9 protein-coding genes and 1 pseudogene are annotated in these 11,642 nt (G+C 53.9%); 5 read left to right on the top strand and 5 right to left on the bottom strand.

What is annotated here, in order from left to right:
* The 4 genes and pseudogenes from M7R55_RS03390 to M7R55_RS03375 form a co-directional block, all read right to left on the bottom strand.
* On the bottom strand, positions 1-1,456 hold a 1,456-nt coding region (locus tag M7R55_RS03390), incomplete at its 3' end, for a DNA internalization-related competence protein ComEC/Rec2 (protein ID WP_298218517.1).
* A 120-nt stretch (positions 1,457-1,576) separates the two neighbouring features.
* A pseudogene (locus M7R55_RS03385) lies at positions 1,577-1,990 on the bottom strand (CheR family methyltransferase); the annotation flags it as partial.
* 122 nt (positions 1,991-2,112) lie between these two features.
* Positions 2,113-2,316, bottom strand: a complete 204-nt coding sequence (locus M7R55_RS03380) for a hypothetical protein (protein WP_298218516.1) — start codon at positions 2,314-2,316, stop codon at positions 2,113-2,115.
* Positions 2,317-2,318: 2 nt separating this feature from the next.
* Positions 2,319-3,260, bottom strand: a complete 942-nt coding sequence (locus tag M7R55_RS03375) for a chemotaxis protein (RefSeq protein ID WP_298218515.1) — start codon at positions 3,258-3,260, stop codon at positions 2,319-2,321.
* A gap of 79 nt (positions 3,261-3,339) precedes the next feature.
* On the opposite strand from M7R55_RS03375, the gene M7R55_RS03370 reads away from it, so the two are divergent.
* The 5 genes from M7R55_RS03370 (at position 3,340) to M7R55_RS03350 (ending at position 11,069) form a co-directional block, all read left to right on the top strand.
* Complete coding sequence (locus M7R55_RS03370) at positions 3,340-3,603, top strand: hypothetical protein (protein ID WP_298218513.1); 264 nt, start codon at positions 3,340-3,342, stop codon at positions 3,601-3,603.
* A gap of 301 nt (positions 3,604-3,904) precedes the next feature.
* Complete coding sequence (locus M7R55_RS03365) at positions 3,905-4,912, top strand: phospholipase A (protein WP_298218512.1); 1,008 nt, start codon at positions 3,905-3,907, stop codon at positions 4,910-4,912.
* Between the two features lie 324 nt (positions 4,913-5,236).
* Complete coding sequence (locus M7R55_RS03360; RefSeq protein ID WP_298218510.1) at positions 5,237-6,823, top strand: efflux transporter outer membrane subunit; 1,587 nt, start codon at positions 5,237-5,239, stop codon at positions 6,821-6,823.
* Positions 6,820-7,962: an efflux RND transporter periplasmic adaptor subunit gene (locus M7R55_RS03355; protein WP_298218509.1), complete on the top strand. Its 1,143-nt coding sequence runs from the start codon at positions 6,820-6,822 to the stop codon at positions 7,960-7,962. The genes M7R55_RS03360 and M7R55_RS03355 overlap by 4 nt, the downstream gene beginning before the upstream one ends.
* Entirely contained in the window at positions 7,959-11,069 is a 3,111-nt protein-coding gene (locus M7R55_RS03350) for an efflux RND transporter permease subunit (protein ID WP_298218507.1), read from the top strand. The genes M7R55_RS03355 and M7R55_RS03350 overlap by 4 nt, the downstream gene beginning before the upstream one ends.
* A gap of 432 nt (positions 11,070-11,501) precedes the next feature.
* Here the strand turns inward: M7R55_RS03350 and M7R55_RS03345 are convergent.
* Positions 11,502-11,642, bottom strand: a 141-nt coding sequence (locus M7R55_RS03345) for a hypothetical protein (protein ID WP_298218519.1), incomplete at its 5' end; no start/stop codon positions are given.

Genomic DNA, 11,642 nt, shown 5'->3' with positions numbered 1-11,642 from the left:
GGGAAAGCGGCGTAATCACAAAAGTAATCACCGGCACAGCCACGATATTGGCGGGCAAGGACGACCAGGCCACGCGGTCGAACAACCACCAGACGATGGGTAGCAAGGCAAGCGTGATAATGATCTGCAGGCGAAATCCATCGCGCCAGAACGCCAGCGCCGGGCGGTACTGCAACCAGAGCAGCATGATCAGCACCGCGCCAAACGAAAGCCAGAACCCGGCAGTGAGCGCATTGAACGGATCTAGCAATAGCACGCCCATCAAAGCGACCAGCCAAAGATCGAGCAACCGCCATGATCGCCCCAGCAGCAACCCGGCCAGCAGAATCGTGATCATCAGTACCGTGCGCTCGGTAGGTACAGACATCCCCGCCAAAAAGGCGTAGCCCCAGGCTGCAAAAACCGCCACTCCAGCAGCCACACGGCGGGCAGGTAGACGCTCGCACCATCGCGTGCGCGACCAGAGCCAGGCCGCGAGCCAGGCGAACAAGCCAGAAACCATACCCACATGCAAGCCGGAAATAGCCAGCAGATGGTTTGTGCCGGTAGCCAGCAGAGTTTCCCAGTCGTTTTGACCCAGATAATCACTATCCCCGATGGTCAAACCCAACAGCAGGCCCCGCCCACGGTCCGGTGTGCCTTGTGATTGGGAAATAGCCAGCAACTGCGTTCGCCAGTGCGAGCGAACCGATAACAGGTAGGCCGCGAATCCTTCACCTCGTTCGGCCACTAGTATGGGCTTGCCATGAACCGATCCTGTCGCCGCGATGCGCTGGGAAAATAGCCAGCGCTCATAGTCGAACCCGCCGGGATTCGCGCTGCCATGGGGCGGTCTCAAGCGCAGATCAAATCGCCAGACCTGACCACCGTGATACTCAACCTGTTCATTAGGCGGATAACGATGATAATCACCCACACGCAATCGCTGGCCGGTTGAATAAAATCGGCAAGCCACATCGCTTTGGTTTCTATCGACTTGTACAACGCGCAACATCAACTGGGTCGCGTGCGTTGATGGACGCGGCAAGGCATCGATCATGGCCGTCACGGAGCAGGATACGGGCGCAAGCGATGACGGCGGCAACGTCTGCACGAATTTACTGATGGCGGATAACGACCACAACAAACCACTGAGTACCGCAAAAGCAGGCACGGCAATCGTCCAGAAACGGGCAATATGCGCCGATTGCTGTAATCGCAGAATCAGAAGAACCAACAGAACCAGAACCCAAAAGGCTACCGATGGGCGCAACAGTTCACCGGCCAACGGGTTGGCGTGCAGAGATTTGGAGATAAGCGACGTCAGCCAGATCAGAGGTCCGGGCCAACCGCCCGATGTTTCAAGAGCAGCCCAAGGCAGCAACCAGGCACCCAGGGCGCCAACAGACCACGCCAGCAACCACAGCGAACTCAATCGTGGCGAGAAGCATCGATTTCGAACAAGCGTGCAGCTCATGGGGCATATTCCAGTCAGAATGCGCGATTACATCAAAATAGGCAGTAAGCGCAAAGGCCTAGCTTTTCAACCGGAAAGCCATGCCGCCGCCCGGCAGACGTTCCACAGTGAAACGGTCGCTCAACTGCTGAGTGGACTCGGACGCACCGAGAATAAGCCGCTATGAGGCTGAAGAGAATTGGCGATCTGCTCAATGATATGGGCTTTGGTTTCACGAGAAAAATAGATCAACGCGTTTCGACAGAAAACAATATCAAATCGTCCCAAACCAACCGGCGGATCGAGCAGATTACCGACCTGAAAACGGACACGACGCCGCACTTCTGGTTTGATAATCCAACCTTGCCCCACCACATCGAAAAATTGTTGTTTACGCCCAGCGGATAAGCCGCGCTCAAGCGACAACGCATCGAAAACACCTGAGTTAGCCTGCTCCAATACACGCGAGGACAAATCGGTACCGATAATTTCAACCGTAAATGGCGGTTTGATCTCGCTGACGAGCTTGCTGATCGAGTAAGGCTCCTGCCCCGAAGAACACGCCGCCTACCATATGCGAAGATTTTGCTTTTTTTGCGCCGCCGCCTCAGGAAAAAAAACATCACGCAACGCCGCAAAAGGATATTCATCCCGAAACCAGAGCGTTTCGTTGGTGGTCATCGCCTCGATAACCGAACGGGTCGGGCAGGTTCGCGACCATTGAGCAATCGCCCCATAAGCGCGTCGATGGACTCGATTTTCTGATCACGCAACACGCGACTCAACCGGGTTTCCACCAGATAACGCTTATCAGCGCCCAGAAGAATGCCGCTGCGCTTTTCGAGCAACGCGCAAAACCTCTGATATTGATCAGCCTCCATCCTTATTCCGACTCGACCAGATGTTTCGGCCGGTTACGGAGCGCCTCAGCGACGACCTTGGCCAAGTCGTCCGGGTGGAATTTGGCAATAAAACGGTCAGCACCGACGTTTTCGACCATGGCCTCGTTAAACAGCCCACTCAACGACGAGTGAAGGATGACATAAAGCGATTTGAGGCGAGGATCACGGCGAATATGGGTGGTTAGCGCATAGCCGTCCATGATCGGCATCTCGATATCCGATATGACCAGAGCGACCCGGTCGAGTTGTTCGGGGGAATCGTCTGCCCAACGGCGCAAGATATCAAAAGCTTCCTTGCCATTGTTGGCCAACACCGTTTCAAGCCCCATCTGCTTGAGCGTGTTGCGCACCTGATTCCGGGCAACCAGCGAATCATCGGCGACCAGGGCGATGCTTTCCTTGGATGCCAACCCGCTCACCTGTTGCAATACGTCCGCAGAAATATCTTCGCGCGTACCGACCACCTTGGAGAAAATCTGCTCCACATCAATGATCTCGACCAGCGCCTTATCCACACGGGCCACAGCAGTCAGGAAATTGGAGGTGTTCGTGCCGGTGGGCGGCGGCATGACTTCTTTCCAGGAAAGATTGACGATGCGATCGACCGAATTAACCAGAAAGCCCTGAACCGCCCGGTTGTATTCCGTGATGATGACGAATGCCTCTTTCACCTCTTCGGGGCTCATCCGCGGGCCGCCGATGGCATCGGACAGATCGATGATCGTAATGGTATGCCCCCGCACGTCCGCGATACCGCGCACCGATGAGGTCGCCTTCGGCACGTCAGTCAACTTAAGATAGTGAATCACTTCGCGCACTTTGAATACGTTGATTCCGAATCGCTGATCGTCAGCAAGGCCAAAAATCAACAACTCAAGTCGATTATGACCGGCGAGCTTGGTCCGGGAATCAACCAATGACATCACGTTTTTTTCACGGTGATATTCAGCCTTATTATGTAATTGGCGCAGTTTAGCGTTTTCCACCCACGATCACAGCGTTGTGCCGGGTGACTCGATCAGTATATCGGCCAAGAATAAATCTTCTTTAATTCGGGCTCGACTTCGACTGAAGGAGCCGCTGATCGTCGAAGCCGACTTGCGTATCGAACAGTTGACCGCTCTGGCTATCGAAGCGGGTGAGAAGGTATTTACCGATGGCTTCATCATTCTGCAGGAAGGCAAATACCTCGGTATCGGTCAGGTACTCGACCTGATGCACGTCATGACCGAGTTGCAGGCACGACAACATTGTCAGCTGGTTTGAAAGCATCGAAGACGCCAGCGTGATCCAGCAATCCCTGCTCTAGCCATCAGAAACCCTCCGTAAGAACACAAAATCGGCTTGCGAGTGACAGCCTCGCTCAGCTTTACACTGGCGGAACCCGGAGTGAATTTCGACACACTCTACCTCTGTGGCGACGATGCTTTGTACCAAGCCAAGCAGGAAGGGCGCAACCGAATTGAAATCGTGTGCAATCGAATCACTTTAAGCGATTCGGTCCGCCCACCCGCGGTGAACTGACTCCTGCTAAGATGGGTATCGCCCACAGTCAGAGTGATATGCATTGAAAAACACAGCCTATTTAGTCATCGCCATTATGGGGTTTCCCACCCTGACCCAAGCTGTGGACTGGTCACACTGTGCGTCCCTTTCGGATGACTCGGCCCGGCTGGCCTGTTACGACAGATTAGTTTCTGATCAATCAGCCGAAGCCATCCCTTCTCACATCGACGCCACCGCCAAATCAAGCAATCAAACGGCACCGGATACCGAATCTTCGGCAGCGACCCCGAAAGCCAAGGCGCTGAACAAACGCATCGACCAGGAAAAACAGGGCAATTCAAACGCTTTTTTAATGCGCGCCTACAAGCCCAACTACTTTCTGCCGGTGACGTACACGACCAACCGTCTGGATAACTCGGTCTACGATTTCAACCCCCAGCGGATCGAGTCCAAATTTCAGCTTTCCTTCCAGTTCAATTGGTGGGATCACCCCTTAGGCACCGACTCACGGTTCTACTTTGCCTACACCCAGCTTTCCCTGTGGCAAACGTACAACACCGAGTCTGCCCCGTTCCGGGAAACCGATTACGAGCCAGAGGCGGGTCTGGATGTGACCGTCAATCAGAATTTCATGGGGTTGAATTTTCGCAAGGTCCGCGCGAGTTTCATCCATCAATCCAATGGCCAGGGTGGGTTGCGTTCACGCAGCTGGAACCGTCTGGCGCTGCAAACCGCCTTCGGCAACGGTAATTTTGCCGGAGCCCTACGGGGTTGGTACCGGATTCCTGAATCCAGGGAAACCGATGACAACCCGGACATCACCAACTATCTGGGATACGGCGACTTGATTCTCGCCTACAAATTCCCGACGGGCACGCTTTCCGCCACGCTCAGAAACAACCTCAAGTCGGAAAACCGCGGGTCAATCGAAATTGATTACAGTTTTCCACTCAACAAGCATATCAAGGGCTATGTTCAGTATTTCAATGGCTACGGTGAATCTCTGATTGATTACAACCGTTCCATCAACCGCATTGGTATCGGGATCGCACTGACAGACTGGCTGTAAACCCCATCAGAGCAGGCACCGCATTAAACCCATAATTTTACACATGTGGGAACCTTTAAAAACCAAGTCTGGTGCAGTATCACAATCAGCACCACGCAAAGCATCTTGCACCCACTGAGTAAAAAACTTATGAGAAAAACGTTAATGTGCTATCTTTACTCGAATTCGCTGGCTTTTAATTAGCCTACTACCAACCGCCGCAGGCTGCAGCGGCCAGAGTGCAGAGAAATGAGCGGTTTGCGTCAATTAAGTTGCGATAAACCCGGCCCAACCTGCTAAATATAACGCGGTGGAACATCTGTTGCCTAGGCGGCGGGAGTGATCATGAGCATTGGACTTACATTTCTGGGAGCCTGCAATTTCATGCATGATTTAGCCTGTTGGCGTGATCGTTTTTCCGCCCCGATGCTGAAATTGGGCACGCTGCTATCACTGACAATGCTAGCCGGCTGTTCAGCTGTCGGGCCTGATTTTGTTGCGCCTGCCGCACCGGATATTCCCAGGTACACCGCGCAAACAATGCCCAAAAGCACCAAAGCAACCACCGGTATAAAACAAGGTGAAGCCCAGTCCCTAAAACAAACATCATTTATTCAGGGTGATTGGTGGAAGGCATTTAACTCATACGAGCTGAACAAGCTGATTGAACAAGGCATGGCCGCAAGCCCCACGCTTGCCGCCGCTGAGTCCAAACTGGAGCAGGCTAGAGAAACCTATTTGGCTCAATCCGGGTCAACCAAGATGCCACAGGTTAATGGGAAACTCAGCGGCCAGAAGCAGAAGACCAACAATGCCGCTTTCGGTCAGGAAGGCAATGGTCACGTCTTCGGGCTGTACAATGCGGGTGTGACCGTCAGTTACAATCTGGACCTGTTCGGTGCCAATCGCAGAGCGTTGGAAGCCTTGGCCGCACAGACCGATTACCAGAAATATCAGCTGGATGCCGCACGGCTCACCCTGGCGGGCAACATTGCCATAGAAGCCATGACACAAGCGCTGCTGAACGACCAGATCACGACAACCAGAAGCATCATCAGCAATCAGGAAGATCAGCTGAAACTGGTAAGGTCGCGCCTCGATTTGGGCGCTGCAACCCAAAGCGACGTGCTCACACTGCAGACCCAACTGGATCAGACCCGCGCCACTCTGCCTCCGCTGATACTCAAACGCGATCAGAGCAACCATTTGCTGGCGACACTGGTCGGACAACCGCCAAGCACGGTCATGCCTGTGTTCAGCCTTAATGATTTCACACTGCCAACCGAACTCCCCGTTGTTGTACCATCCGAATGGGTTGCCTCGCGGCCAGACATTCAGGCCTCAACGGCATTACTGCATGAGGCGTCGGCTCAATACGGTGTAGCCGTTTCGAACTTGTATCCGCAAATCAATCTATCGGCCACTTTGGGGTCTCAAGGCCTGACACCCGCCAGCCTGTTCGATGCCAACTCGATCATATGGAGTTTGATTGCTGGCCTGACACAGCCAATCTTCAACGCAGGCCTGGAATCTGGAGCCAATGCGGCCAAGGCTGCGCTTTCTGCCGCCGCAGCCAATTACCAACAGGCAGTACTCAACGGATTGCGTAATACAGCCGATGCATTGCGAGCAACCGCCATCGATGCAGATACCCTGAATGCCCAAGCAGCGGCTGAACGCTCCGCACAGGCTTCGCTCGATCTCACGGAACAGCAAATGAGACTGGGTGCAGTGAATGCGCTCCAACTCCTGACAGCACAGCAGCAAGTCGCACAAACGCAACTGGTAACGCTGGCCGCACGCTCGCAACGACTTACCGATAGCGTCGCCTTGTATCAAGCCATGGGCGGTGGCGTACCCGCAACAGACGCGAATCAACCTCAAACCATGTCACAAAATCAAACAACCAAGCCGGAGAACACTACACCATGAAGAAAGGTACCCCCATCCGCATGATCGTCATGCTGCTGCTGGTCGCGCTGGTGTTCGGCGGCATCTACGGCTTTCAGCAATTCCGCAATCAAATGATTGCCAAGGCCATTCGGGGCGGCGGCATACCACCACAGGCTGTTTCCACCACGGTAGTGGAAAATTCGCTATGGCAGCCGAAGGTGCAGGTCGTCGGCTCGTTGCAGGCTGCCCAATCTACGGATCTGGCGACCGAGGTCGGTGGACTGATTACCGGGATTCACTTTAAATCAGGCGATCAGGTGAAGGCAGGTGAAGTCTTACTAAAGCTCAATGACGCTCCACTCCAGGCGCAACTGGCACAGCTCAAGGCATCGGCATCGTTGGCCAAGCAAAACCTCGACCGCGATCGCGCGCAGCTCAAGATCAAGGCGGTGAGCCAGGCTGTTGTCGACAGCGACATGGCCACCCTCAAGGGTGCCGAAGCGCAAGTGAAACAACAAGAAGCGCTGATTGATCAGAAAACGCTCAAAGCGCCATTCACGGGCAAACTCGGTATACGCAAGGTTGATCTTGGCGAATATTTATCGGCTGGCACTGCCATCGTCAGTCTGCAAAAACTCGATCCGATGTACCTCGACTTCACAATTCCGCAGACCGAGCTATCCCTGATCGAGGTCGGTAAGAAAATATCAATCACGACCAATGCCTTTCCTGACAAAAGCTTCGAAGGCAAAATCAGAGCGATCGAACCGCAGGCCGACACTAGTACGCGCAATATCATGGTCCGCGCCGAAATCACCAACCCCGATGGTCAGCTGATCCCCGGACTGTTTGCAACGGCCGATGTCAATCAAGGTGAGCAAAGGCAATACCTGACGCTCCCCAGTACCGCCATTGCCTACAACCCCTACGGAAGCACCGTCTTCGTGGTCAAGGATGAAGGCAAGGACGATAAGGGTAAACCCAAGCTCTCAGTGGAACAGCGTGTTGTCACCACCGGGCCGACGCGGGGTGATCAGATTGCCGTCTTAAGTGGCCTGAAGGCGGGAGAAACCGTGGTCACCTCAGGCCAACTCAAGCTGCGCAATGGAGCTCCGGTATTCATCAACAACAGCATTCAGCCTTCAAACAATCCGCACCCCGAGGTTAAAGACCAATGAGTACGGCGTCTTCGAACACCCCAAAATTCACGGATATCTTCGTCGCCAAGCCCGTTCTGGCGACGGTCATCAGCCTGGTGATCCTGGTACTGGGGTTGCGCTCGTTCGGCCTGTTGCCGGTACTGCAATACCCTTTCACCCAGAATGCCGTTGTGACGGTCACAACCGCCTATCCAGGCGCTGATGCAAATCTGGTATCCAGTTTCATCACCACACCGTTGGAGAATGCCATCGCACAGGCCAATGGCATTGACTACATGACCTCCAGAAGCACGCAGGGGGTCAGCACGATAACCGTCAACCTGCGACTCAACTACGAGCCGGACAAGGCTTTGACCGAAATCAACACCAAGGTCAACTCGGTACTCAACCAGCTGCCGCCTCAAGCGCAGAAACCTACCCTGTCGGTCAGTATCGGCCAAACCATCGATGCCATGTATATCGGCTTTTACAGCGATGTACTCAAACCCAATCAGGTCACCGACTACTTGATCCGCGCCGTTCAGCCAAAATTACAGGCAGTTGATGGCGTACAGACAGCGGAAATGCTCGGGGCCAAGAACTTTGCCCTGCGTGCCTGGCTCGACCCGAACAAGCTGGCCGCTGTCGGGCTTACCGCCGCCGATGTGTTCAGCGCCCTGGCCGCCAATAACTATCTGTCCTCCAGCGGCCAGACAAAGGGTCAGATGGTTCAGATTAATTTGAATGCATCAACGGCACTCAACTCACTTGATGGCTTCAAGAACTTGATTCTCAAAGAGAACAAGGGTTCAATCGTGCGACTGAAGGATGTAGCCAATGTCACACTGGGTGCGGAAGATTACGACTCCAGCGTGTCCTTCGATGGACGCAAGGCGGTCTATATCGGTATCCAGGTCGCTCCCGGTGCCAACCTGCTGGATGTCATCAAGAAAGTACGGGCCGTCATGCCAGGTATCGAGTCGCAGCTGCCAACAGGGCTGAAGGCAAATATCGTTTACGATTCGACCAAATTTGTCCACTCATCTATCGATGAGGTAATCAAAACACTGAGCGAAGCCGTGTTGATCGTGACTCTGGTGGTTTTTGTCTTCCTCGGTTCGCTGCGCTCGGTACTCATCCCGGTCATTGCCATTCCTCTTTCACTGATTGGCACGTTTACGATTATGTTAATGCTGGGCTATTCAATCAATTTGCTTACCCTGCTCGCGTTTGTACTTGCCATCGGTCTGGTGGTTGATGATGCGATCATCGTGGTTGAAAACATCAGCCGGCACCTCGAGGAAGGCCAAACTCCGTTTAATGCGGCAAAAATAGCTGCGAGGGAACTCGCCTCACCGATCATCTCGATGACCATCGTCCTGATTGCGGTCTACATTCCCATCGGTTTCATGCAAGGCCTGACCGGTGCCCTGTTTACCGAATTCGCCTTTACCCTGGTTGGAACGGTCACCATTTCAGCCATTATTGCACTTACGCTCTCGCCCATGCTGAGCTCTAAAATCCTGCGTGCACCCAAGAAAGAGGGCGGTGGCTGGCAGGATCACCTCGTGCTTTGGCTGGACAAACAGTTCACCCGCCTGCACACAGCCTATCAACGAAAACTCGACGGTGTGCTCAATTACCTGCCGGTGGTGTTTACCTTCATTCTTCTGATGCTGGGCGGAATTTATTTCCTGTATTCGACCTCACTGAGCGAACTGGCCCCGCAGGAGGATCAGGGCGTACTGATTTCATTGGCATTTAACTCGCCGACGGCCACGCTGGAGCAGCGTGAGCTGTATGCGCATCAGGTGTTCAAGGATTTCGAGAAATACCCTCAAACCGCGCACATATTCCAGCTCAACACGCCCTCTCAGGTGATCAGCGGCATGGTGCTCAAGCCTTGGGATGAGCGCACACAGACGGCATCACAGCTGCAACCGCGGGTACAAAAGGACCTCGCTCAAATCGCCGGCACACAGAATGCCGTGTTCCAGCCCCCTTCCCTACCGGGTTCGCGCGGTTTTCCGATTCAGTTCGTCATCACCACGACCGAACCATTCGACAAACTGTTTACAGTCGCGAATGATTTCCTGCAGAAGGCGCTCAAAACTGGAGATTTCATCTTCCTGCAATCCGATCTGCGGATCGACCTACCGCAAGCCACTGTGGTCATCGACCGCAACATGGCTTCGCAACTGGGTATCAACATGCAGGATATCGGATCGGCCTTGTCGGCCATGCTCGGCGGTGGGTACGTGAACTACTTCGAGCTCGACAGTCGCTCGTACAAGGTGATTCCACAGGTCGCCCAAGCCTATCGCCTCAACCCGGACCAACTCAAGTCGTACTATCTCAAGACATCAGCTGGGAAAATGGTGCCACTGTCCACTGTGGCTCATATCACCATGCGGGTTCTGCCTGAAACGATGAACCATTTCCAGCAGGAAAACGCAGCCTCGATTCAAGGGGTCAACTTCCCGACAATTCCGCAAGGTGTCGCACTGGAAAAACTGACCCAATTGGCCAAGGACACACTCCCAGCCGGATACAATTACGACTATTCCGGCCCGTCACGACAGTTCATGCAGGAGTCGGGAGGGCTGGTCATCACCTTCTTCTTTGCCATCGTAATCATCTATCTCGTACTGGCAGCCCAGTTCGAGAGTTTCCGTGACCCGCTGATCATTCTGGTCTCGGTCCCCATGTCGATCGCAGGCGCCCTGATCTTCATCAACCTTGGTATTGGCAAAGCCACCTTGAATATCTACACAGAAGTGGGCTTGGTGACATTGATCGGCCTGATTTCCAAGCACGGTATTCTAATTGTCGAGTTCGCGAACAACCTGCAGAAAACCGGTTTTTCAAAACGAGCGGCAATCATTGAGGCCGCCGGCTTGCGTTTGCGCCCCATTTTGATGACGACCTTCGCCATGGTGATCGGTGTAGTACCTCTACTGACAGCATCGGGGGCCGGCGCGGTAAGCCGTTTCGACCTGGGACTGGTGATCGCCAGTGGCCTTGGCATCGGCACGATCTTCACACTGTTCGTCGTTCCCAGTGTTTACATGATGATCGGTCACGATCTGAAAAAACATGCAGCAACTAAACCTGCTGAAGCAAACCAGGCACAGGAGGCCGTCTAACTTTCCCGGATAACCAAATCCAGACTGGTTTCGATTGCGGTCTATCCGCACGAAGTAGCGCACCGCTGAACACGACTTTTCGTGATGCATCCTAAGGAACCTCTGATTGAATCCCTCGTGAGCCGAGTTGCTGATCCAAAAGCCGCAAAACGAGGCAAAGGCCGCAGGTCGTAGTTTACGCTACGATGCCAAGGCCGATAACGAAGTGTTGCGGCTTTTGGGCAGCAACCCGCATGGGACGGGCTTTTGAGGGCGATTTTACGCGGAGCTGGCGTAAGCCCGCTGTGTTGCGCCTTGCGACTCATCCCTCAAAAGCCCGTCTCGGCCACGAAGGATTCAATCAGAGGTTCCATAACAAAGGGGCCGCTGTCATTTGTACAGCGGCCCCTTTTTATTCAAGAATGTCTTGTTAAATCAGCAGTGCTGCGACTACTAGATTCCGGTCATCAAGACAGGATCAAGCAAACGCTTGAGTTCTTCTTCTGACAGGTCCGTCATTTCTAGGGCAACGGCCAACACACTTCTACGTTCGGCGTAGGCCCGCTTGGCAATTTTCGCCCCCAATTCATAGCC

Source organism: Halothiobacillus sp. (assembly GCF_027346185.1).
Taxonomy (GTDB): domain Bacteria; phylum Pseudomonadota; class Gammaproteobacteria; order Halothiobacillales; family Halothiobacillaceae; genus Halothiobacillus.
The sequence above is the reverse complement of the archived record's forward strand: the minus strand, read 5'-3'. Positions and strand labels throughout refer to the sequence as shown.

Coding starts and splice junctions, on each gene's coding strand:
- M7R55_RS03380 (WP_298218516.1), bottom strand. CDS start 2,316: ATGGAGGCTGATCAATATCAGAGGTTTTGCGCGTTGCTCGAAAAGCGC.
- M7R55_RS03375 (WP_298218515.1), bottom strand. CDS start 3,260: ATGTCATTGGTTGATTCCCGGACCAAGCTCGCCGGTCATAATCGACTT.
- M7R55_RS03360 (WP_298218510.1), top strand. CDS start 5,237: ATGAGCATTGGACTTACATTTCTGGGAGCCTGCAATTTCATGCATGAT.
- M7R55_RS03355 (WP_298218509.1), top strand. CDS start 6,820: ATGAAGAAAGGTACCCCCATCCGCATGATCGTCATGCTGCTGCTGGTC.
- M7R55_RS03350 (WP_298218507.1), top strand. CDS start 7,959: ATGAGTACGGCGTCTTCGAACACCCCAAAATTCACGGATATCTTCGTC.